General features: G+C 36.2%; 22 protein-coding genes. 11 read left to right on the top strand and 11 right to left on the bottom strand.

The genetic code is table 11. From position 1 onward, the window contains the following. The first annotated feature begins 1 nt into the window (after window position 1). Complete coding sequence (locus tag B5488_RS04005) at window positions 2-385, top strand: RidA family protein (protein WP_079736522.1); 384 nt, start codon at window positions 2-4, stop codon at window positions 383-385. Here B5488_RS04005 and B5488_RS04000 read toward each other — a convergent pair. The 4 genes from B5488_RS04000 to B5488_RS03985 form a co-directional block, all read right to left on the bottom strand. Next, window positions 382-1272 (bottom strand): hypothetical protein, encoded by an 891-nt coding sequence (locus tag B5488_RS04000; RefSeq protein WP_146128751.1) that lies wholly within the window; start codon window positions 1270-1272, stop codon window positions 382-384. The genes B5488_RS04005 and B5488_RS04000 overlap by 4 nt on opposite strands. A 16-nt stretch (window positions 1273-1288) precedes the next feature. Continuing rightward, complete coding sequence (locus tag B5488_RS03995) at window positions 1289-1654, bottom strand: methylglyoxal synthase (protein WP_079734090.1); 366 nt, start codon at window positions 1652-1654, stop codon at window positions 1289-1291. 3 nt (window positions 1655-1657) lie between these two features. Continuing rightward, on the bottom strand, window positions 1658-2644 hold the full coding sequence (pfkA, locus tag B5488_RS03990) for a 6-phosphofructokinase (protein ID WP_079734089.1): 987 nt from the start codon (window positions 2642-2644) through the stop codon (window positions 1658-1660). Window positions 2645-2807: 163 nt separating this feature from the next. Then, on the bottom strand, window positions 2808-7178 hold the full coding sequence (locus B5488_RS03985) for a translocation/assembly module TamB domain-containing protein (RefSeq protein WP_231919804.1): 4371 nt from the start codon (window positions 7176-7178) through the stop codon (window positions 2808-2810). 126 nt (window positions 7179-7304) lie between these two features. On the opposite strand from B5488_RS03985, the gene tsaD reads away from it, so the two are divergent. From tsaD to B5488_RS03955, 6 genes are all read left to right on the top strand, one after another. Further along, on the top strand, window positions 7305-8327 hold the full coding sequence (gene tsaD / locus B5488_RS03980; protein ID WP_079734087.1) for a tRNA (adenosine(37)-N6)-threonylcarbamoyltransferase complex transferase subunit TsaD: 1023 nt from the start codon (window positions 7305-7307) through the stop codon (window positions 8325-8327). Between the two features lie 3 nt (window positions 8328-8330). After that, entirely contained in the window at window positions 8331-9041 is a 711-nt protein-coding gene (locus B5488_RS03975; protein WP_079734086.1) for a 16S rRNA (uracil(1498)-N(3))-methyltransferase, read from the top strand. 89 nt (window positions 9042-9130) lie between these two features. Further along, the gene (locus B5488_RS03970) at window positions 9131-9784 is read left to right on the top strand and encodes a DUF4159 domain-containing protein (protein WP_079734085.1); all 654 of its coding nucleotides are present in this window, start codon (window positions 9131-9133) and stop codon (window positions 9782-9784) included. Then, window positions 9784-10305, top strand: a complete 522-nt coding sequence (locus tag B5488_RS03965) for a TrmH family RNA methyltransferase (RefSeq protein WP_079734084.1) — start codon at window positions 9784-9786, stop codon at window positions 10303-10305. The genes B5488_RS03970 and B5488_RS03965 overlap by 1 nt, the downstream gene beginning before the upstream one ends. A 60-nt stretch (window positions 10306-10365) precedes the next feature. Continuing rightward, window positions 10366-11406 (top strand): AI-2E family transporter, encoded by a 1041-nt coding sequence (locus B5488_RS03960; protein ID WP_407690217.1) that lies wholly within the window; start codon window positions 10366-10368, stop codon window positions 11404-11406. Window positions 11407-11416: 10 nt separating this feature from the next. Further along, window positions 11417-12595 carry a THUMP-like domain-containing protein gene (locus B5488_RS03955; protein ID WP_079734082.1) on the top strand — a complete coding sequence of 393 codons (1179 nt, stop codon included), beginning with the start codon at window positions 11417-11419 and terminating at the stop codon, window positions 12593-12595. Here B5488_RS03955 and B5488_RS03950 read toward each other — a convergent pair. From B5488_RS03950 to B5488_RS03935, 4 genes are all read right to left on the bottom strand, one after another. Further along, the gene (locus tag B5488_RS03950) at window positions 12592-12987 is read right to left on the bottom strand and encodes an acyl-CoA thioesterase (protein WP_079734081.1); all 396 of its coding nucleotides are present in this window, start codon (window positions 12985-12987) and stop codon (window positions 12592-12594) included. The two genes, B5488_RS03955 and B5488_RS03950, sit on opposite strands and share 4 nt — an antisense overlap. 125 nt (window positions 12988-13112) lie before the next feature. After that, entirely contained in the window at window positions 13113-13526 is a 414-nt protein-coding gene (locus B5488_RS03945) for an NUDIX domain-containing protein (RefSeq protein ID WP_079736521.1), read from the bottom strand. 7 nt (window positions 13527-13533) lie between these two features. Continuing rightward, on the bottom strand, window positions 13534-14409 hold the full coding sequence (locus B5488_RS03940) for a DUF72 domain-containing protein (RefSeq protein WP_079734080.1): 876 nt from the start codon (window positions 14407-14409) through the stop codon (window positions 13534-13536). Between the two features lie 8 nt (window positions 14410-14417). Continuing rightward, window positions 14418-15776, bottom strand: a complete 1359-nt coding sequence (locus tag B5488_RS03935; protein WP_079734079.1) for an NAD-dependent succinate-semialdehyde dehydrogenase — start codon at window positions 15774-15776, stop codon at window positions 14418-14420. A gap of 179 nt (window positions 15777-15955) precedes the next feature. On the opposite strand from B5488_RS03935, the gene B5488_RS03930 reads away from it, so the two are divergent. Continuing rightward, complete coding sequence (locus B5488_RS03930) at window positions 15956-16363, top strand: glyoxalase (protein ID WP_079734078.1); 408 nt, start codon at window positions 15956-15958, stop codon at window positions 16361-16363. On the opposite strand, the gene B5488_RS03925 is transcribed toward B5488_RS03930, so the two are convergent. Together B5488_RS03925 and B5488_RS03920 are read right to left on the bottom strand one after the other, a co-directional pair. Further along, the gene (locus tag B5488_RS03925; protein ID WP_079734077.1) at window positions 16340-17071 is read right to left on the bottom strand and encodes a DUF3307 domain-containing protein; all 732 of its coding nucleotides are present in this window, start codon (window positions 17069-17071) and stop codon (window positions 16340-16342) included. The two genes, B5488_RS03930 and B5488_RS03925, sit on opposite strands and share 24 nt — an antisense overlap. A gap of 2 nt (window positions 17072-17073) precedes the next feature. Beyond that, on the bottom strand, window positions 17074-17727 hold the full coding sequence (locus tag B5488_RS03920; RefSeq protein WP_079734076.1) for a hypothetical protein: 654 nt from the start codon (window positions 17725-17727) through the stop codon (window positions 17074-17076). Between the two features lie 197 nt (window positions 17728-17924). Here B5488_RS03920 and B5488_RS03915 point away from each other — a divergent pair, with 197 nt between their 5' ends. Next, on the top strand, window positions 17925-18374 hold the full coding sequence (locus tag B5488_RS03915; RefSeq protein ID WP_079734075.1) for a transcription elongation factor: 450 nt from the start codon (window positions 17925-17927) through the stop codon (window positions 18372-18374). A gap of 2 nt (window positions 18375-18376) precedes the next feature. Here the strand turns inward: B5488_RS03915 and B5488_RS03910 are convergent, their stop codons facing one another. Beyond that, entirely contained in the window at window positions 18377-20422 is a 2046-nt protein-coding gene (locus B5488_RS03910) for an HD family phosphohydrolase (protein ID WP_079734074.1), read from the bottom strand. A 115-nt stretch (window positions 20423-20537) separates the two neighbouring features. Here B5488_RS03910 and B5488_RS03905 point away from each other — a divergent pair, with 115 nt between their 5' ends. Together B5488_RS03905 and B5488_RS03900 are read left to right on the top strand one after the other, a co-directional pair. After that, a complete protein-coding gene (locus tag B5488_RS03905) occupies window positions 20538-21719 on the top strand; it encodes an acetyl-CoA C-acyltransferase (RefSeq protein ID WP_079734073.1) in 1182 nt (393 codons plus the stop codon). 18 nt (window positions 21720-21737) lie between these two features. Beyond that, entirely contained in the window at window positions 21738-22487 is a 750-nt protein-coding gene (locus B5488_RS03900; protein WP_079734072.1) for a C40 family peptidase, read from the top strand. The last annotated feature ends 1 nt before the right edge of the window (window position 22488 follow it).

The following is a 22488-nucleotide window of genomic DNA, read 5'->3' as shown; positions in this document are numbered from 1 at the left end:
GATGAAAAAAATAATTAAGACCAGCAAAGCTCCGGCTCCAATTGGGCCCTATAACCAGGCAGTTTTAACCGGAAATATGCTATATATTTCAGGACAAATTGCGCTTAATCCAGAAACCAACGAATTGGAAACCGGTGAACTTCAGGAAGAAACCACCAGGGTAATGCAAAACCTAAAAGCGATTCTTGCTGAAGCAGGAATGAATTTTGAAAATGTTATAAAAACTTCAATTTTTATAAGCGATATGAATAATTTCGCTAAAATAAACGAAGTTTATGCTTCATATTTTAATGCTGAAACTGCCCCTGCAAGGGAAACGGTAGAAGTTGCGAATCTTCCTAAATTTGTAAATGTTGAGATTAGCGCAATTGCGGTAAAAGATTAATAATTGCTAAAAAGGTAAGCTTCACGCTCAAAATAATTAGAATAATAGCCTTCAAAAGATTTTTGATCTTTGCCAAAATGTTCCATTTTATATAAACCGGCAAAAACGAAAATATTAAAATCGTAATGAAAGATTTTATCCATTTTCCGGAAGAAGCCAGAGCCTTTTTTGAATTCTTCTAAGGGTTTAATTGTATAGGCGTTTAGTACATTAAAATCGTGATACTGGAACACGTGAATTAATTCGTGCGTAACGGTGTTATAATTGAATCCGCCGGCTTCAGGATTTAGTAATATTGCTGTACTTATAGCTCTGCCAAGGTAATAATCGTTATTATCTTCATAGCCAAAAGTATTATTTCCAGAAAAGACAAATTCTCCAACCCTTAAACTTAATTCAGGTTCAAATTTGTTTTGAACTGCGGTGTAAGCAGTGAGAAGAAAAGAAACCGGTTGTATCCTGTATTTAAGCTGAAAACGATCTTTGGTGTGAAATTCAATTCGGTTAAAACCAATATTAAGGTTCCATTGTTCCCAGAAATTTCTATTTGAAGCGGCATTTTCTATTATTGAGGTTCCCGCCGAATTCATAAACTTTGCCGGCCAGCCATAAGTAAGGTTTTTCTGGTTAGAGATTCTTCCGGCAATAACTTTACTTTCATAAACCAGGTAGCCGCCAAGTGCACCCTGTGCCATTCCTTTAACCAGTACTTTGCCGAACTTTTCCTGTGGTTCTTTATTAATTACGGCACCAATTCCACTAAAAATCGTTCCTATTCCTATATTAAAAATAGCCGCTTCAGTTTGGTTGCTCTGTGACCGTACCGAGGAGGTTGAGATCAATAAAACAGTAATTAAAAATAGAAGAAAGCGGGATGAAAATTTCAATTAAATAAATTAGATTTTAGAAAGCCTGCATTAATAAACGGGCACTGGCAGGATTTGTAGCCAGGGGAATATCGTGTACATCGCATAAACGCATTAGCATAAAAATATCGGGTTCATGCGGGTGTTTGTCAAGAGGGTCTCTAAAGAAAATTACCATATCTACTTTACCTTCAGCAATACGGGAAGCAATTTGTGCATCCCCGCCTAAGGGTCCCGAAAGTAATTTTTCAACCTCAAAACCAGCAGATTCTGTTTTTGCCCCGGTGGTACCCGTGGCAATTAAGGTAATATTTTTAGCCTGAAGGGCTTCCTTATGGGTATTTAAAAACTGAACCATCTCAGCCTTTTTCCCGTTGTGGGCAATGATTGCAACTGTTTTCATAATTTAGACAGATAAAATATCAGAAATGCGAAGCAATTCTTTATTAATTGTAGGTTTTGATTTTAATGCATTTACGAGTTCTATAGCTTTAATTTCATTATTCATCATTCCAACCATAATATCCTGCTGACCGTCCAGGGCAAGTTCTACTGCTTTTACACATAATCTACTGGCCAAAACACGATCAAAACAAGTTGGGCTTCCGCCCCGCTGAATATGCCCTAAAACGGTAACTTTTGCATCGTAATAAGGTAAATTGTCTTTTACGTAAGCTGCCAGCTCAAATACGTTTTTACCAATTTTATCACCTTCAGAAACAATAACAATACTTGAAGTTTTACCTGATCGGCGACTGCGCTCCAATGAATTTAACAAACGATCTAAACCAAGGTCTTCTTCGGGGATTAGAATCTCTTCTGCTCCTGCACCAATTCCGCTGTTTAGAGCAATAAACCCGGCGTCTCTACCCATTACTTCCACAAAGAACAATCTATTATGAGAGCTGGCAGTATCGCGAATTTTATCTACAGCATCAATAACCGTATTTAAAGCGGTATCGTAACCTATGGTATAATGAGTTCCAAAAATGTCGTTATCTATAGTTCCGGGGACGCCAATTACAGGAATATTATGTTCTTCGCTTAATATTTTTCCGCCTCTAAAGGTTCCGTCACCACCAATAAGAATCATTGCATCTATATTTGCCTTTTTAAGGTGTGCAGCAGCTTTTTCCCGACCTTCTTCAGTAAGAAATTCTTTTGACCTGGCAGATTTCAGGACGGTTCCTCCCAAATTGATGATATTTCTAACGCTACGAGCATTAAGTTCTATATAATCACCTTCTATCATCCCCTGGAAACCTCTCATAAATCCAAAACATTCTACACGGTAATAAGCACAGGCCCTTGCAACAGCTCTAATTGCAGCGTTCATTCCGGGGGAATCTCCGCCAGAGGTCATTACTCCAATTCGTTTAATTCTTTTTGTCATACTTTAAAATTCTTGCCTAAAATTACAAACTCAGGAGCTACCTGAAAAGAAAAAAGAATAAGTTTTACTCGATAATAGAGATTTAATGCTCCGAGGCAAGCCTCGTCAATGAATGTTTCTTGAGCTTGATCCCAGATAGCTTACTTAATTCTTCCCAATTTTTTTAGTTTTCATCGGGAAAACGAATATAATCGGGAGACTGGGGACGGGATGAAGCCTCCTCATTTTCTGTTTCGCTATTTAAAGACTTGATCTCTGTATTTGCAATTTTTCTTATCAATTCTTTAAAGGTGTCAAAATCTACAGAATAAGATAAACCAACCCCTTGCGTAAAACCGATTTCTTCACCTATAAACTGAATATTATTTTCCCGGTTAAAAACCTTGGCTCTTAAAGTTCCGTCTTCATTTAATAAGAAGTCGATTTCTAAATCGCCTACAATAACAGATTCGGTTACTCCACCAATGGGAACTCCAACCTGGCCGTTTATAATTACCCGGTCACTTATTTGCGTTGAGAGGGTTAATCCAAAGCGGTCCACAGTTTGCTGATCGGGGGTGCGATCTCCCTGAACATAATTAACCCCAACCTGAAATTTACCATCGTCTCCGGCAAAAATATCGTTCACAATACTCGAAGCCCTTTCGGCAAGCGTTCCTGTGATCGCATTTTGCCTTAAACCAAATTCACTATAAAATGCTCCCTGGGTTACCAGGAATAATGCCTGAAGTTCTTTACTGGAGCGGTCGTCCATTCTATATTCTAACTCAGATCTTACCACAGAACTGGCATTGGGAAAAGCAATATCAAAAGTAATATCGGGTTGTTCTATTTCTCCCTGAAGATTAATAACTACTTCCACGGGAATTTTTCGGTTAATTGAAGGGTTTTCCAGTAAAACTGCAGGATTGGCATTTAAAGCATAAATAGCGCTTACGTCTAGTTGGGCATCAGTAGGATCTCCATTCCAGTTGATACTTCCGCCAGATTCTACATTAAAAACCTTTTGAACTAATCCCGCATATTTAAAATTATAAACTCCTTCATATACTACGAAATCACCCCACATATTAAATTTTCCGTTAGTATTTATCTCCAAAAGTAAGTTTCCTGAACCACGACCTTTTAATGTACTTCCACTGGTTTGATCTACCACTACTTCCACTTCAGCATCATTAGTGATATCCAGGTCGAAAATAAGTTCCAGGCCAGTGACTTCGGGCAGCTCAATAGATTCACCGGCTTCACGGGCTGCTTTTTCCTCCGGACTTAAAAAATGGATGTAAGAGTTATCTCCTACCGATTCTGTATCGCTTAAAGGAATTTTAAAAACCGTTCCCCGTTCGGTTGTGGCGGTAACATCTATAACCAATTGGTCTGTGGGGCCTTCTATGCTGGCATCTCCACTTATAAAAGCTGTTCCGTAATACAATGCGTCTTCATCACCTTCAGTATCTAGAATTAAAAGCCTATCGGTATCAATATTCAGGTCTAGATCCCATTCTTTGAAATTTTTATGCCCTATGCTCCCATTAAGGGTTCCTGTGGTTTTATATTTAGTGTCTTCAATTTCAACATCATCAAATACAAATTCCTGCTGGGTTAAATTAACCACAGCTTCATCTTTAAAATCGAGATCAATATTCAGATAAGGAACCCGTAAACCTGCATTTTCCAGACTTATCTCTCCAGAGAAATCGGGGTTTTTATAATTTCCGGAAACCTTTGCATTACCTGAGGCACCTCCCCTAATATTACTAAGCACTTCACCTCCCAAAGGACTAAAAGCGGCGAGATTTAACTCGTCTAAATCTACATCCATTTCTATGGTGGGTTCGCTCCCACTCACATTTATACTGCCTATAGCATTTAAAGATTCATTCCCATTTTTACGCAAATTGGCGTTTATATTATAATTTGTAAGGTTTTCATTTCCTTCTACTTCAAGGACTAAATTCCCCAGTAGATTATCGTTAATATTCAAAGAATCTACCCTAAGGTTTGTATTGGGGTAATACGCGCCGTTTTCCTGAAGCAAATCAAATTTACCATTAAGCGTTCCAGCGAGGTCAAGACTGTCTACATGCGGTGTGATTTTACCAATGTCTACATTTTCAAATTCCATTTTAAAATCTTTATAAGTAGAATCTCGCATTACTCCACTAAGTCTTATTTCCTCATTTTTATGATTCATAACCAAAGAATCTATAGCAAAATCTTTAAAATCGAGGTCAAAAACTATTTTGTTGCTTTTATTGCTTTCCTCATTTATAAACCAGGTATTATTTTTAAAGGTAAGATCTGACCGCTGTACCCCAACAACCGATTTATTTTCTTCATTAATGGTATGAAACAGGTTAAGGTTAAAGAAATCTTCATTGTTTTTTCCACCTTGAAATTCAGATCTTATAAAAAGCGTATCGCGCTGTGTTACGTTAATAAAGCTGAATTCTGAAAAATTATAAAAATCTGTAGAAACGCTATCGGCTTCAAAATAAGTATTGTAAATAGGGTTGGTATTATCTACGTTTAGATTCACGGTTTCCATCATATTCCCGAAGATATCTATTCGCGGAGAACGGAAATTCACTTTAAACTCAGATTCATCTGAAGCTAAATGCCCACGAATAAATGTATTTGGTGCAAGATTAATTTCAGGATAAAAAACTTCTATAATCTTATTATAAATATCAAAATCGAATTCAAGGTATTGATTATTGGTAATTGTTCTGGGCTGGTAATTGGTATAAATACTTCCCAGGGAATTCTCAATTAAAGGTCTTATTTCTGAAAGATTAAAATCTCCAATAATTTCGCCACTTATTACATCGGGTGAATTTATACTTAAAGTTCTTTCCCTTCCTTCAAAACTGGAAGTTACACTGAAATCATCAAAAAAGTAAAGATCATTTTGATTTTGATAAGAAGTATTCAGCAGTAAAATTTCACCAAAAGCATCGTCAATATTGGTGCCTTTCATATTCATAATGATGTCTCCTTTAAAAATGGAAAGGCTATCGCGGGAAACAAAATTAAGTGCATTAAGATCGGCATAACCAACAGAAGCTTCAAAATCGTAGTTATTTATATCTTCAGAAAGGTCAGCCAAACCATTGAATTCCATTTTAAGGTTAGGATCGCTTGCCATTAATAAACCATTGAAAACAGGGTTTCTAAGATTCCCGATAACCCTAATACTCTGGTAGGTGTACCCATTAAATTGTAATTTAGAAATCTGTCCTTTTAATTCTGCATCTAAAGATTCGGCATCAAAACCGCTACCGTCTATATCCAGGTTAAAGCTGGTTTTTCCCAAACTTTTATTATTGGCGAGTTTACCAATATTTACATCTTCAAAAATTAGTTTTCCCTGATAGGTTACTTCTCTTGGGTTATCAAATCCGCGTAAAATCAAATCGGCTTCAGCCGAACCTAACTGCGTGTTTATAACTACATCTGCATCTAAATTTGAACCGGTAACTACGGCATCGCCACGCATTCTTAAATTGCCGAAATCCCGAAGATTTTCAGGTAGTGTCCCTTGTAGATCACCTGGCAGTAAATTTACCAGATCGTAATAATTAGTAGTAAAATCGTTAAAATTTCCTGTAAGTTTAAAATCTTCACCTCCACGGGAAAATGCCCCTTCAACATTAATATTCCCCGCTATGCTACTACGATCCATCCCGGTTAATTGTAGATTGGGAAGTACAAAATTGTTTAAGGTTCCCTCTATATCGGTAGTTAATTGCATGATCTGGTTATCTCCAAAATTGGCGTAAAATGCCTGAAGATCGGTACTGGAAATAATACTTTCAGTAAAAGTTCCCGTTACTTCTACTTTATTTACAAAATCAGAAAAATACTCGGTTTCGTAATTGAACTCCAGGTTTGCTTTCACTAAAGACTGCGGCGTTTGGATAGTAAGATCATCAAAAATCATTCGCTGCGGGCTATAGAAAAAATTAGTGCTCAAATTATCTATTCTTAATCCGCGTTTTTCATAGCCCTTAAAGCTTTCAATATTCACATTTATCTCGGGACCCTTAATTTTTAAATCTGTAGCATAGATATTTAGATCGTCCAGTACTACAAATTCAGGATTTTCACTTTCTTCGTTTACAAAGCTATAATAGCCGTTGTTTATTTCCACCCTGTCTGCCAAAAGTTCAAATTGTGTAGAATCTCCCGTGGGTTCGGTGCTTAATTGTTGAATAAAATAGGCAAGATTATCCCTGTCTTCTCCTTTATATTTTCGCATTTTTAATTTTAAACCATCTAAATAGGTTTTACCCAAATGCGGATTATTGCCAAGGAGATTGGTAATTCCCAGCAGGGATGTACGTAATTCTTTAGAAAAAATTAAGGTATCTTTATGATGGTCTTCAATGTAAACTCCGTTAATTTTAACCCTACCAAAATAAGTTAGGCTTACCCGGTCTACAGAAATATTTACTTTCTTATTTTCATTGATCGAGGTAGTAATGCGGTTTGCAATACCGGTTTGAACGGCGGGAATGGAGAAAACGATCAAAATTATGATAAAAAGTAAAACCAGCGCAACCACTGTTCTAGTTAATATTTTCCAGAATTTTTTGATACGCTTTTATATTTTAACTTTGTACACAATATTAACAATTTCTATGCCCCTTATTTCTTAATGGCTTCACAAAATATTTACATATTAGGGATCGAATCTTCCTGCGACGATACTGCTGCAGCTATACTGCATAACGGTAAAATACTATCTAACATTGTCGCAACCCAGGAAGTTCATAAACAATACGGTGGTGTGGTACCAGAACTCGCTTCCAGGGCACACCAGCAAAACATAGTTCCGGTGATTCACCAGGCATTGGCCAGCGCAAATATCGGTAAAAAAGATGTATCTGCAATCGCTTTTACTCGCGGTCCCGGCCTTATGGGATCTTTGCTTGTGGGAACCTCTTTTGCAAAATCTTTATCCCTTGGTTTAGAGATTCCGCTAATTGAAGTGAATCACATGCAAGCGCATATTTTAGCTCATTTTATTGAGGAAGATGGTTTTAAAAAACCAGAGTTTCCGTTTCTGGCCTTAACCATAAGCGGTGGGCATACCCAAATCGTAAAAGTTTCTAATTATTTTGACATGGAAGTTATTGGTGAAACTACCGATGATGCCGTGGGTGAAGCCTTTGATAAAAGTGCAAAAATTTTGGGTCTGCCCTATCCCGGCGGACCTTTAATCGATAAATATGCGCAGGAAGGAAATCCTGAAGCTTTTCCTTTTCCAAATCCTAAAGTACCTGATTTGAATTTTAGCTTTAGCGGATTTAAAACTTCGGTGCTTTATTTTGTGCAGAAGCAAACCAAAGAAAATCCAGATTTTGTTACTGAAAATTTAAAAGACATCTGTGCTTCCATTCAGTTTTCAATCGTCAAAATTTTAATGGACAAACTGAAAAAAGCAGTGAAGAGAACCGGAATTAATCAAATAGCAATCGCCGGTGGCGTTTCAGCAAACAGTGGGATTAGAAATGCGCTTATGGAAGCTGAAAAAAAATATGGCTGGAACTGTTTTATTCCAAAATTTGAATATACTACAGATAATGCTGCGATGATTGCCATTGCAGGACACTACAAATATTTGGAAAAAGATTTTTCAGACTTTTCTATTACTGCCCAGGCACGCTATAAATTTTAATCGATGCAACTTTTCTATACCCCAAATATTGAAAAAACTGATAAACAAATTGTTTTTCCAAAAGATGAAAGTCGGCATATTGCAAAGGTTTTGCGAAAAAGCGCTGGGGATACTTTAAAAGTAACCAACGGAAAAGGGTTTTTGTTTACTGCAGAAATCATCACTGCAGATCCCAAACAATGTTTAGCAAATATTATTGAAGTTGAGGCGGAAAGACCAAAAAAATATCGTTTACATCTTGTGGTGGCACCCACAAAAATGAACGATCGTTATGAGTGGTTCCTGGAAAAAGCTACTGAAATTGGGATAGACGAGATCACCCCTATAATTTGCGATCATAGCGAAAGAAAAACCATAAAATTGAATCGCTACGAAAGAGTTTTACAAAGCGCGATGAAACAATCCCTTCATTTTAGTTTACCAGTTATAAATGAAGCCATTAATTTTTCTGAATTTGCAGCATCTGGAACCGATGGACAAAAATTTATTGCTCATTGCGAAGACGGGATGGAACGTTTTTCATTAAAAAATCAAGCTAAACCACAAGAAAATATAACCATTCTAATAGGGCCCGAAGGCGATTTTTCTGCTGAAGAAGTAAAATTAGCGATTAAAAATAACTGGAAACCTGTGAGTTTAGGCGATAGTCGATTAAGAACAGAAACCGCAGCCATAGTTGCCTGCCATACCGTAGCACTTATAAACCAGGATTAAGCCTATAAAATTAACCTAAACTCTTTCGAGATATTTTGAAATTTATTTCGGGTTAGTAAACTCCTTTTTTTATTGATATTTTTACCTTGATGTTAAGTTTAAAAAAATATTTACTCTTAGTTCTTTTTCTTGGTTGCTGCCAGTTCTTAGCAGCTCAGGAAATAGCGCTTTTAAAATATAATGGCGGCGGCGATTGGTATGCAAATCCTACTTCTTTGCCCAATCTTATAAATTTTGCCAACAATAATATCGGTACACATTTAAAAGCCAAACCGGTTACGGTTACCCCTGAGAATTCAGATATTTTTCAATATCCTTTTGTACATATGACGGGGCACGGAAATGTGATCTTTAACGATAAAGAAGCCGAAAATCTTAGAAATTACTTATTGAGCGGTGGTTTTCTTCATATAGACGATAACTACGGAATGCAGCAATATTTAGAAAAAGAATTGAAAAAAATATTTCCGGAGAAGACCCTGGAAGAACTCCCGGCAACGCATCCTATTTTCAGTTCAGCTTTTAATTTTCCCAATGGTTTGCCTAAAATTCACGAACACGATAATAAACCGCCACAGGCTTTAGGCATATTTGATGCCAACAGGCTGGTACTTTTATTTACCGTAGAAAGTGATCTTGGTGATGGCTGGGAAAGTCCCGAAGTTCACAACGATCCCGAAGAAGTAAGATTAAAAGCATTACAAATGGGAGCTAATATTTTAAAATACGTTTTTGAGAATTAATGGAACAACTCTCTCATTTTGACGAAAAATTTAATAAAGAAAAATCTCCGGTTATTCTTTTATTAGATAATATTACCGGGGAAGCAAATATTGGTAGCATCTTTAGACTCGCCGATGCTTTTAATGTTGAAAAGATTATATTTTCAGGTACTGAACCAAATCTTAATAGCAGGAGGCTTCAAAAAACGGCCAGAAATACCCATAAAACCGTAGTTCATGAATTCACCGAAGACGCTCATGGGTTTATTCAGAATGTAAAAGTAACTAAGAAAGTTTATTCGCTGGAAATCACTTCAGCGAGTATCCCTGTTGAAGATTTTAAGTATTCTGAAGAAAAAATGGGTATTATCTTAATTTTAGGAAATGAAGTTTCGGGAATAAATAAAGAATTATTAGAAATTTCAGATAAACATTTGCATATCAATATGTTTGGCCGAAATAGTAGTATGAATGTTGCCCAGGCCACAGGAATTGCATTATACGAAATGTCAAAAACAATATTTGCTTTCACTAAGAAATAATATATTTACCTCGTGAATTCAAAATCAATTACTTTAGGGATACTAAGAGCAGCAGGAATAATGATTGGCATTATTCTATTGCTGTATTTTTTATGGGAAATCCAATCGGTATTGGTTTATATCGCGATTGCGGCTGTAATTTCCCTAATTGGCCGGCCTGTAGTGATCTTTTTTAGGCAAAGGCTAAAAATTCCAAATCAGCTTTCGGTAATTCTCGTGCTCATTCTTGTACTTTCCATATTTGCCGGAATTATTTTCGTGTTTGTCCCCATTGTGGTAGAACAAAGTCAGTATCTAAGCAGGATAGACATGGAAGCTTTTAGAAGCGACCTTAACGAACTAAACGACCAAATAAATAATTACCTGGGAGTTAAAGAGATTAATTTAATTGAAGGCTTAAAACAAAGTGAATTTATAAGAAACTTTGATATTAGCGCGGTTCCAACGCTTTTAAACAATGTTTTTAGTATTTTAGGAGCCACAATAATTGCCATTTTTTCCATATTGTTTATTTCCTTTTTTCTACTAAAGGATAGTAAATTAATGTTAAACAGTATCCTGGTTTTTGCTAACCGTGGCGATGAGAAGAAATTTCAACGGGTGTTTAATAAGATTAAAATTTTACTTTCCCGTTATTTTGTTGGACTTACATTACAAATAACGGTTTTATTCGTGCTTTACGCCATTTTACTGAGTGTTTTTGAAATTAATAATCCAATAGCCATTGCCTTTATTTGCGCCTTTCTAAACCTGGTTCCCTACCTGGGACCTTTGTTTGCGGGAATTTTAATGGCGCTTTTTGTGATTTCCAGCAATCTTGGAGCCGATTTTCAACTTATTATTCTTCCAAAATTAGGCTACATTATGCTAGGCTACGGTGTTTGCCAGCTTATAGATAATATGATCTCACAACCTATGATTTTTGGTGCCAGTGTAAGATCGCACCCATTAGAAATCTTTCTTATCATTCTAATTGCAGGAATTCTGTTTGGAATTACGGGAATGGTGGTCGCTGTACCTTTCTATACGGCGCTAAAAGTGATTGCAAAAGAATCTTTAAGTGAATACAAGATCGTAAAACGACTTACGCGAGACCTTTAATTTCTTAGTTTTGAACAAAGCGATATTAAATCCAGAGGTTCAGGAATTTCTTAGAAATAACCTGAAAACCACTGCTGCCGAATTAGCGCTTAGCGGAAGCGCTTTTCCCGCTATTTCTGCTTCAGAATTAGCACAGCAACTAACAGGCCTGCAAAAGGCTGAAAAAAAGTTACCGACCTGGTTTAAAAAAACTCAAATTTATTATCCGGCAAAACTAAATTTAGAGCAAACTTCTTCTGAAATTACCGCAAAATTCAAAGCTTCTCTTGTCAAAGGAGAAACATTAATCGATTTAACCGGCGGATTGGGAATAGACGATTTCTATTTCGCCCAAATCTTTAAAGAAGTAATTCATTGCGAATTAAACGCTGAATTATCTGAAATCGCAGCACATAATTTAAAACAATTAGGGCGAGAAAATATTTCCTTTAGAAATGAGGATAGCATTGCTTTTTTAAAAAATACTGATCAAAAATTTGACTGTATTTATGTAGATCCGGCGCGGCGTGATAATGCAGGAGGAAAAGTTTTTCGATTGGCCGATTGTTTACCCAATATTCCTGAAAATCTTGATTTGCTATTTAGAAAAAGTGATACGATACTTATTAAAACTTCTCCGCTACTCGATTTACAGGCTGGAATTTCAGAGTTAAAATGTGTAGTCAAAATTTATATTATCGCTGTGCATAATGAAGTGAAGGAATTGCTTTGGTTGCTGAAGAAAGGTGATAATTCAGAAACTAAAATAAAAACCCTGAATTTTACCAAAAAAGGGATTGAGGAATTTGAAGGAATTTTTAAAAAACCCGCTGCCGAAGTAGAATATTCATTACCCAAAAAGTATCTTTACGAGCCAAATGCCGCAATTATGAAAAGCGGATTTTTTACGGAAATTGCCTCTCACACACAAACTTCAAAACTTCATCCTAATTCTCATTTATATACTTCAGAAAATAAAAATAGCTTTCCTGGTAGAAAATTTAAAATACTTGATATTGAAGAATATAAGCCTGGTTTAATAAAGAAGAAGTTTAAGAACCTGAAAGCCAATATTACAACCAGAAATTTTCCGGAAAGCGTTGATGTTTTAAGAAAAAAATTCAAAATTAAAGACGGCGGAAAAATCTATTTATTCTTTACCACCAATATCAATAATCAAAAAATCGTGTTGGTATGCGAAAAGTTTTAGGCGCGATCCTGTAACCGGTCTTTTACAAATTCCACCTTGGTTTTCCCGTGAGGCGTTGGTTTGCCATCTTGGTCTAAAGTAACCATAATCACTTTATCTATGGTAATTATAGTAGAGCGCGTCATTTTATTTCTAACTTCACATTTTAGCGTCAAAGAAGTTGTTCCAAATTTTAGAACTTCTATACCTATTTCTACAATATCTCCCTGTCTGGCAGAATGCTGAAAATTTATCTCACTCATATATTTGGTTACACATTTAGAATTTTCTAGCTGAATAATACTGTATAAAGCGCATTCTTCATCTATCCAGGCCAGCAAACTACCACCAAATAAAGTTCCGTTTGGGTTTAGGTCTTCTGGTTTAATCCATTTTCTGGTATGAAATCTCATATTTTTCTTTTAAAAATAACCATAAAATATGGGCTGGTGAAAGCTTTTAAAAGTTTTACCGGCTTCTTAGAATCAGTTAGATTATTTTAGATTTTAATAATTAAGAGTATTAGAATTTTAAAATTCTATAAATAATTTTTTGCAGCTTCAATGATTTCAGCGTGATCAAAAGCTAATTCCGGTAGATCGTCTATGCTCACCCAGGAAGCTTCTCCTGCATCGTCCCCGGCCTTAAGCTCTTCTTCACAAAAAATACGACTCACAAAGGCAATAGAAATGGTTCTTCCCCTGGGATCACGCCCCGGAGCACCAAAAGCTCTCACCTGTTCCATTGTTTTTACCGCAACTCCTGTTTCTTCTTCCAGTTCGCGTTTTGCCGCGGTCTGTAAATCTTCAGATTCATTTATATAGCCACCCGGCAATGCCCACTGGCCTCCATAAGGATCATTTTTTCTTTTTATGAGCAAAACTTTGAATTCATTATTTGCATTACAAAAAACTACACTATCTACGGTTACTGCTACTTCTTGCTGTTTCATTTTCATCTTAATTTAAAGTTTTAGGTATTTTTATATCTGTTTTAAATCTTTTATTGAAATTCTTTATAAAATAAGCCGAAAGCAATGGAGAGGCCTCTTCTACATTTTGATGTATAAAAAAGTATACATTCTCCAGGCCTTCTTTATGCCATTCTTCCAACCTGTCCAGCCAGTCATCTAATCTTGTATAATCTGAACTATGATTGGCCCCATTATATCTAATAAAAGCCGTGGTATTGCTTAATCGCATATGAATTAGATCGCGTCTCCCGGCCGTATCGGTTATTATGTGTGCTACATTTCTTTTTTTAAGAAGCGCGTAAAGCTGGTTTGCTGCTTCTTCATCTGCATACCAATCTACGTTTCTTAATTCTGCTGAAAGCGGAATCTCTTTTGGCCAATGCGTCAAGAAATCGTCCAGCCTATCAGCCGATTTCGGGGCAAAATCCTCACGCATTTGAAGGAAAACCATTCCTAATTTTTCTTTTAACTGAAGCAGGTTTTTTACAAAATCATCAGTCAGTTCCTCTGTGGCGTTAAGCCTTTTTATATGACTTATAAGTCTTGGAACTTTTGGGAAAAACTTAAAATTTTCATCGGCTTTTCCATACCATTTTTCAAATTGCTCTTCGGGATACATTCTATAGAAAGAACCATTGAATTCTATACTATTAAATTGGGAAGAGTAGTAAACCAGTTCATCTTTTGTTCCTCGCGGATAAAAATTCTTTAAGTCTTTTCTATTCCATTTTGCACAGCCAATACGCACATCTTTAAATCCATCTTTATTTCCATTTTGGTTAAGAACTTTAATGGTGTCAGGATGAGTTTCAGGCAGCGTAAAATCTATATTTTCGGGGTGATCTACTTTTCCAAAATTCATTTTATAAACTAATATTTGTTAAAGTAAACGGTTTTTCTATTGGTAAATTCCTGGATTCCATGATGGGATAGTTCCCTTCCGTATCCTGAAATTTTAGTTCCGCCAAAAGGTAATCTGGGATCACTTTTAACCAGCTCGTTGACAAACACAGCTCCATCTTCAAACCTGGGTACTATTTTTAGAGCGAAATCTTCATCTTCTGTAAAAATGGAGACTCCAAGCCCAAAACTTGAAGAATTAACTAAATCTACTGCCTCTTCCTCATTTTTAAACTCTGTAACAGAAATCGCCGGGCCAAAAGTTTCTTCATCAAAAACAGGCATTCCTTCTTTTGCACCGGTAATAATTGTGGGTTCAAAGTAAGTACCGTCCCTTTTTCCTCCTAAAATAATTTTAGCTCCTTTTTTTACCGAAGCTTTTACCTGGTCTTCTAAATCTTCAGCTAAACTTTCCTTTGCCATTACGCCAATAAAAGTTTCCTCGTCCATTGGGTCGCCACTTTTTAATTCCCGAACCTGACGAGTGAATTCGTCAAGGAAATCTTCAGCTATATCTTGATGAAGCAGTAAACGCTTTCCGGCAATACAACTTTGTCCCGTATTTTGAAAACGAGCCTGGACACAGGTTTTTATACTTTCAGCAATATTAGCGTCTTTAAAAACTACAAGGGCATTGCTCCCACCAAGTTCTAAAACAGATTTCTTGATTTCTTCCCCGGCAATAGAAGCTACACTACTTCCTGCCCTGCCGCTACCGGTTAAAGTCACGGCCTTTACCTTTTTATTTCTAATTATATTTTCTACTTTCTTGCTGCCAATGACTAGGTTTTGAAAACAATCTTGAGGGAAACCGGCCTTTTCAAATACCTTTTGAATATTATTAGCTGAAAGCATTACGTTACTGGCGTGTTTTAAAATCGCAATATTTCCGGCCATGAGCGCTGGCGCTGCAAACCTAAAAACCTGCCAGAATGGATAGTTCCATGGCATAACCGCAAGGACTACTCCTAAAGGCTCGTAAGTAACATAGGAGTTTTTAGCATCGGTTTTAATTTTTTCATTCTCTAGTTGAGATTCAGCATGCTCAGCATAATATTCGCAAACCCAGGCGCATTTTTCTACTTCTGCGACAGCCTGAGTAATGGGTTTTCCCATTTCCCGGGTAATTGCTTCGGCGTATTCACGGGAATTGTCTTTAAGCTCTTTTGCGGCTTTCATCATTAGGTTGCTTCGCTCTGCAAAAGAGGTTTCCCGCCAGGATCTAAACCTGGAATGCGCTTTTTTTATCGCTTTTTCAACTTCGGTATCACTTAATTCATGATGGCTAGAGATTTCTTCTCCGGTATATGGGTTTTTTGAAATTATCATTGGTTATTCAATATTTATAAAATTTAGGCTTCTATTTAAAGATAAAAAGAAGAATAGGCTTAGACAGGGCGATTAAGACGATTTTAACGTGTGTAATGTTTATAAGTAGTTTACAAGTCTTTAAAGAGGCCCGAAATTTGAGCTTTAAAGTTTATTAAATTTAAGAAAACATAGTTCTTATGATACCACGTGATCTTCAATTAGTAGCACTTAGGCCCGAGATCCCTTCGGCCAGAGTTTCAGAAAACATGAGTTTAGACGAGCAATTTCAAAACAAAACTTTACGGCCAATCGCCAAACTTCAGGATGAATTATTGCTGGAAGTTTTTAGAAATTACACTAAAAAACACAAGAATAAATTCTATGAACTTAAAATTGAGCAGCGCTTTAACTACATAGAAAATGCTATCCAAAAAGATATAAAATTCAGAAATAGTTTAAAGGGAATAATAATAGGACAATTCACTTTAGAAGAATATGCTGCTTATATCAAGAATTCTTCGGCTTTAAATAAGCGTATGATGAATATTGTAAAAGAGCGTTTGCAAAGCAATATTCAGCTTTTAGAAGAGGAAATAGCGTACTAAAAGTCCGATTAGGATCGTAATCGCAAAACTCATTAGCGTTCCTATGAGTACATATTCGGTTTGTTTTCTTGCGCTCGCATCGGTTTTATCACTAAAACGTAAAATAGATTTTGCTGCGATAAGAAATCCTATAGCAGAAAAATTTTGTGTTAAAATAAAGGTAAGCACCAGAATTCTTTCAAAAATACCTATATACCGGCCTGCAGCTTCCAGGCTATGACTTTGGCCATTGGGTTGAAGCTCGTTATGCCAGCGTTTAGTAGCCTTGCCAATTAAAAATCCAGTTGGGAAAATAACCAGTAAATACCCAATTATTATCGCTAGAAATTGAGTTGAAGAAAAGACATCAGCAATAAAGGGAATCAATTCTGAAAAGCCATCTATAAGATAAATCCAGACTAAAATTATTATGAAAATATGCCAAAACTGGTCTATTAAAAAAAGTTTTAAAGTATCGTTTTTATGCTGAAGTTTCCATAAATCGATAAAAAAATGGCTTAAACTAATTACTATGGGTATATACCATAAATGCCATTCCTGCAGAAAAATATAAGTTAGAAATCCTGCTAAAAACGAATGGAAATATAAAAACCAGGATCCCGCTTTTTTCTCCCTTTTATGTTTTACCAGTTTGGTGGGTTGCAGCACAAAATCGGTTAAGATGTGTGCCAGCAGAAGTTGAAGTAAGATTAGCGTAGTTTCTTCCATAATTAAAAACTCTGCGCGGTTGCATTTTTAAAACGTTTCAGTAAGACCGAAATTGCTTCCCAGCCGCAGGCTTTTTTACGCTGGTTTACAGCAGATTGACTAATATTCAGTATTTCGGCAATTTCGGTTTCTTTCATACCTTTTAAAAGAAAATAAACCACTTCGGCCGAGGCCTGGCTCCATTTATCCATCACGGTATCCAATAGAAATAAACTGGCGTCAAATTCAGAATTCAAGCTTTCCAGAGGTGTTTTTAAACGAATTTTCCTGGATTCGTTTTTCATTGCGTCTAAAGTTCTTCCAGAAAATTGAAAAGCCTGCCCATTAGATTCGGCCATAGAATCTCCTTTATAATCAAAACTACCAATGCCAATAGCTATTTTTACATTAGCTAAAGGGCCGGCGGATTTTTGATCTTTTAATTTTACTTTATTTATTAAACTTTTTAATTGTAAAGCAATTTGCAATGAATCCTGATATTTTGCAATAACTCCCTGAAAGCTATCGCCCCGGTAAATTTCGAAATCAATTTCATTTTCGGCATAATCCTGCTGCAATTTTTCAAATTCTGAATTTAGACTTTTTAAAATTTCATCTAAAAACGATTCTGAATAATTAGAAGAATCAACTAAATCGGCTGTAATTACGGCTATCATATTTCAAATATAACAAAAATATTAGTCTATAAGCTTATATTGTATGTTTATAAGTTTACAGGCTTATATTTGATATTTATAAGGTTTAAGACTTATAATATATTTCAGGAGTGATATTAAATTTTTGCTAAATATTCTTTTAGCCTGCTTAGGTTATTTAATTTTAAAAAAACAACGGAAAAATAATAAAAAATAATATGGTAAGTAATAAGAAAGAACTCTATTTTAATTGTTTAGATACTGTAAATGAGCAAATAGAAAGATATCAAAAGGAAATGGATCTTATAAAAGAATCTATGGAGGCAAACGATATAAAAACCGATTATGATGAAGATAATAAGGGACAATTATTAAGCGATTTTGAGAAATATGCCGGCCGTTTAAGTGACTCACAACAAATGAAAGAAAGCTTAAGCCGAATAGATCCCGATCATTATAGTGAAGCCATTAGTTTTGGCAGCGTGGTGGAAACCAGTGGAAATTATTATTTTATTTCAGTCCCCATTGGTGAAATTGCCATGGAAGATGGGAGCAGCGTCTATGCTATATCTACTGAAGCTCCTATTTACCAGGAAATGGAAGGTAAAAAAGAAGGCGATACCTTTAATTTTAATGGTGAGGAAGTTAAAATTACGGCTGTAGGTTAAATCTATTCCGGATACTCAACTCTAAGGTGAAAAATGTTCTTAAGCTTACGTTTAAGGATCTTTTTCACCACTTGTATTTCTTTAAAAGTAATATTAGCGTTTAAGAATTGCTCTTCTTTCATTTGTTTATTGATAATCTTCTCTACAAAATTATCTATTACTCCTGCGGTTGGTTCTTTTAAACTTTTACTGGCGGCCTCTACACTATCACACATCATTAAAATCGCGGTTTCTTTACTAAAAGGAATAGGCCCAGGATACCTAAAATCATCTGCCACGGCATTTTCATTTTGCTCTTTCTCTTTCATATAAAAGAAGTAAACTGTTGTTGTTCCGTGGTGTGTTCTAATAAAATCTATAACCCTATCTGGCAGATTGTGTTTTTTTGCAATTTCAATCCCGTTAATCACATGGTCGGTGATAATTTGGGCGCTTTCTTTTGGCGCTAACTCGTCGTGAGAATTGACCGCTGAAGTTTGATTTTCAGAAAAATAGGTTGGATTTTTCATTTTACCAATATCGTGATAAAGTGCTCCTACCCTAACCAACATCGCATTTGCATTAATTTCGTTGGCGGCAGCTTCAGCCAGGTTAGCTACGTTTAAAGAGTGGTGAAAAGTTCCCGGTGCTTTTTCTGAAAGCTCTTTTAGTAATTTTGCGTTGGTGTCTGAAAGTTCCAGCAAAGACATATCTGAAACCATTCCGAAGATTTTTTCATAAATGTAAATTAATGGTTGTACAAATAATGTTGCGAGGCCTCCAAGGAGAAAAGTAAGTAGAACTTCAGCTTCCACATCGGCGATATTTCCTTCCTGGATTACCGTAAAAGCGAAATAGGAAATAATATATACCAGGGTAATTTGACCCACTGAAATAAAGAGGTTAGCTCTTTTGTAGAGTTCAGACATTGTAAGAATAGTAACAATCCCGGCTATAATTTGCAGAAACATATATTCATAACTATTAGGGACAATAAACCCTAAAAGCAGTACCGTAATTACGTGCGTGAACATTCCCAAACGAGCATCAAAAAATGCTTTTAAAGTAAGAGGAAGAATACACAACGGTACTACATATACGTAATCTATATTAAAATTAACCACTAAGGTGGTTAACATGACCATAAAGAGAATGTTGAAAAAGATAAAAGTTACCTTAACATTATTCTCAAAAATTTCCTGCCGGTATTTTCTAATAAATAAGAGGAGCATTAAAAGTGCTAAAGCAACTAAAACACTATATCCTACAATAATCCATTTGTAATTACTTTCACTCCAAACCTGGGATTCATATTCATTTTTAAGCGATCGCAGGATATTGTATTTATTGCCTTCTACGACTTCTCCCCGGGCAATAACCCTACTGCCCTGCTCAATATTGCCGCGGGTATAAGAAATATTATCCAGTTTACTTTGGAGTTCTTTCTGGGTAAATTCGCTGTCAAAACTTACGTTAGGTTCTATTAGATTAAAGAAAACTTCTAACAATTCATTTTCAAATTCTGCAAGGTTAGATTCCTCAATCTCAGAATTCAAAAAATCCCGTACCTGATCTTGTTTTAAAATATTTTTATAAGAAATCTCAAAAGCTTCATTCCCTTTTCGTAAATAAACCAGCTGATTGTCTTCTAACCTGTTATTAGCTTGCAACAATCCGTATTCATAGACATCATCCAGGGTTTCGTTTACAAAACCAATAATTTGAATTTCCCTGTTATTAAAAATGCTATCGGGAAAAACTTCTGGTACCACCTCTGGCACTTCAGATTTTACCTCAATTGGAATTTCCTGGTTAAACTGAAAATAAGGAGTATGATTATTTATAATTTGTTGACGTTCGTCCTGGATTTCTTCTTCCGATTTTAGGATCGCGAAATCAAAAGGCGCATAGAGATTTTCATACTGCCAGGGCTTTCCCTTAGGAATTTCATATTTAAAATTTCCTCCTTTAGGAAGTAGGTAAACAATTAGCACCGCGGTAAGCGCAAATAAAAATACCTTGTAAAATAACGCCTGATTCTTATACAGGTTATTTACGAATTTCTTCATATAAATCGTGCTATTGCTCAAATGTACTAAAAAATAGCGGCCAAATGAGCGCTCTTGCTAAGTTCCTTATAAAATCACTAAATTCGCAAAAGAAGAAATAACTAAAACATAAATGATGAATAACGAAGTAGTAATTGTAAGCGCCGCAAGGACTCCAATAGGAAGTTTTTTGGGTAGCTTATCTACCGTAGAAGCTACCGATCTTGGTGCTGTTGCCATCAAAGGAGCTCTAAATAAAATTAATTTGAAACCTGAACTTGTACAGGAAGTATTAATGGGAAATGTAGTGCAGGCCGGTGTTGGCCAGGCACCTGCAAGACAGGCCGCTTTAAAAGCCGGAATTCCAGATACCGTTCCTTGTACAACCATAAATAAAGTTTGTGCCAGTGGTATGAAAGCCGTTATGCAAGGTGCACAATCTATTATGCTTGGCCAAACTTCTATAGTTGTTGCCGGTGGAATGGAAAATATGAGTTTAATTCCGCATTATTTATACCATAGAAAAGGACAGAAATTTGGTCCTGCAAAAATGGAAGATGGAATGCAAAAAGATGGTCTGGTAGATGCTTACGACCATAATGCGATGGGTGTCTGTGCCGATCTTTGTGCTACCGAGCATAATTTTTCAAGAGAAGATCAGGATGCTTTTGCCATTAAATCTTACGAACGTTCTGCTCAAGCCTGGGCCGATGGGAAATTTGATAATGAAGTGGTGCCGGTTGAAGTTCCGCAGCGAAAGGGAGATCCTTTAGTAGTGAAAGAAGACGAGGAGTTTAAAAATGTGAGAATGGATAAAATAACTTCACTTCGTCCCGCGTTTAGTAAAGACGGAACTGTAACAGCAGCAAATGCTTCTACTATTAACGATGGTGCCGGTGCTGTGGTTTTAATGAGTCGTGCAAAAGCTGAAGAATTAGGCGTAGAGATCCTGGCAAGCATCAAAGGTTTTGCCGATGCCGCGCAGGAACCAAAGTGGTTTACAACTGCTCCAGCCAAAGCTTTGCCTTTAGCGCTTAAAAATGCAGGTGTTGCTCAAAACGAGATAGATTTCTTTGAATTTAATGAAGCTTTCTCTGTAGTTGGCCTGGCTAATATGAAGATTTTAGGAATTAGTGACGAGATCACCAATGTTCATGGTGGTGCCGTTTCTCTTGGTCACCCACTTGGATGTAGCGGAGTAAGAATTCTTATTACTTTACTAAATGTACTGCAGCAAAATAATGCTAAATTAGGTGCGGCCGCAATTTGTAATGGCGGTGGCGGTGCATCTGCAATGGTAATAGAGCGAAACTCTTAATTTTATATTTTTTATTGAATGCAATACGGAATTTGCCCCTTAAGCATTGTACCACTTCGCGAAACCACATCTAATAATAGCGAAATGGTCTCTCAGGTTCTTTATGGAGAACATTTTAAAATACTTGAAGAACGTGCTCAATGGAGCAGGATTCGTGTTGCATTCGATAATTTTGAGGCCTGGATCTCAAATAAACAATTACTTAAAATTCCGGAAGAAACTTACTTCCAGTTAGACCAGGCTACTCCTAAATATTCTGCAGATCTTTTTGATTTTGTAACCGATCATAACGGGCATCTTATCACTATCCCCCTTGGTGCTTCGCTTAATGCTACCGATTTATTGAACCATCACTTTGAGGGACATTCGGTTTCGGGTGAAAAACTTAAGGTTGAAATTGTAAAAACTGCCTTATTATACTTGAACAGTCCATATTCATGGGGCGGGAAATCGCCATTGGGAATTGATTGCAGCGGACTTACACAAATGGTATACAAATTAAACGGCTACCAATTAAATAGAAATTCGGCCGATCAGGCTAAACAAGGCGAGCCACTTAGTTTTATTGAAGAAAGTGAAGCCGGAGATCTTGCCTTTTTTGATGATAAAGAAGGAATAATAGATCACGTGGGTATTATGATGAACGATAATTATATTATTCACGTAGATGGCAAAGTTAGAATTGATCGCATTGATCATTCAGGAATTTTTAATGCGGAATTAAAAAGACATACTCACCAACTGCGTGTAATAAAGAAGATTATTTAAG

Source organism: Salegentibacter salegens, assembly GCF_900142975.1.
In the GTDB taxonomy this organism is placed as follows: Bacteria; Bacteroidota; Bacteroidia; order Flavobacteriales; family Flavobacteriaceae; genus Salegentibacter; species Salegentibacter salegens.
The sequence above is the reverse complement of the archived record's forward strand: the minus strand, read 5'-3'. Positions and strand labels throughout refer to the sequence as shown.

Coding starts and splice junctions, on each gene's coding strand:
- B5488_RS03930 (WP_079734078.1), top strand. CDS start 15,956: ATGATACCACGTGATCTTCAATTAGTAGCACTTAGGCCCGAGATCCCT.
- B5488_RS03995 (WP_079734090.1), bottom strand. CDS start 1,654: ATGAAAACAGTTGCAATCATTGCCCACAACGGGAAAAAGGCTGAGATG.
- B5488_RS03905 (WP_079734073.1), top strand. CDS start 20,538: ATGAATAACGAAGTAGTAATTGTAAGCGCCGCAAGGACTCCAATAGGA.
- B5488_RS03920 (WP_079734076.1), bottom strand. CDS start 17,727: ATGATAGCCGTAATTACAGCCGATTTAGTTGATTCTTCTAATTATTCA.
- tsaD (WP_079734087.1), top strand. CDS start 7,305: ATGGCTTCACAAAATATTTACATATTAGGGATCGAATCTTCCTGCGAC.
- B5488_RS03945 (WP_079736521.1), bottom strand. CDS start 13,526: ATGAAACAGCAAGAAGTAGCAGTAACCGTAGATAGTGTAGTTTTTTGT.
- B5488_RS03965 (WP_079734084.1), top strand. CDS start 9,784: ATGGAACAACTCTCTCATTTTGACGAAAAATTTAATAAAGAAAAATCT.
- B5488_RS03915 (WP_079734075.1), top strand. CDS start 17,925: ATGGTAAGTAATAAGAAAGAACTCTATTTTAATTGTTTAGATACTGTA.
- B5488_RS04005 (WP_079736522.1), top strand. CDS start 2: ATGAAAAAAATAATTAAGACCAGCAAAGCTCCGGCTCCAATTGGGCCC.
- pfkA (WP_079734089.1), bottom strand. CDS start 2,644: ATGACAAAAAGAATTAAACGAATTGGAGTAATGACCTCTGGCGGAGAT.
- B5488_RS03925 (WP_079734077.1), bottom strand. CDS start 17,071: ATGGAAGAAACTACGCTAATCTTACTTCAACTTCTGCTGGCACACATC.
- B5488_RS03940 (WP_079734080.1), bottom strand. CDS start 14,409: ATGAATTTTGGAAAAGTAGATCACCCCGAAAATATAGATTTTACGCTG.
- B5488_RS03935 (WP_079734079.1), bottom strand. CDS start 15,776: ATGATAATTTCAAAAAACCCATATACCGGAGAAGAAATCTCTAGCCAT.
- B5488_RS03900 (WP_079734072.1), top strand. CDS start 21,738: ATGCAATACGGAATTTGCCCCTTAAGCATTGTACCACTTCGCGAAACC.
- B5488_RS03910 (WP_079734074.1), bottom strand. CDS start 20,422: ATGAAGAAATTCGTAAATAACCTGTATAAGAATCAGGCGTTATTTTAC.
- B5488_RS03950 (WP_079734081.1), bottom strand. CDS start 12,987: ATGAGATTTCATACCAGAAAATGGATTAAACCAGAAGACCTAAACCCA.
- B5488_RS03970 (WP_079734085.1), top strand. CDS start 9,131: ATGTTAAGTTTAAAAAAATATTTACTCTTAGTTCTTTTTCTTGGTTGC.
- B5488_RS03960 (WP_407690217.1), top strand. CDS start 10,366: ATGATTGGCATTATTCTATTGCTGTATTTTTTATGGGAAATCCAATCG.
- B5488_RS03975 (WP_079734086.1), top strand. CDS start 8,331: ATGCAACTTTTCTATACCCCAAATATTGAAAAAACTGATAAACAAATT.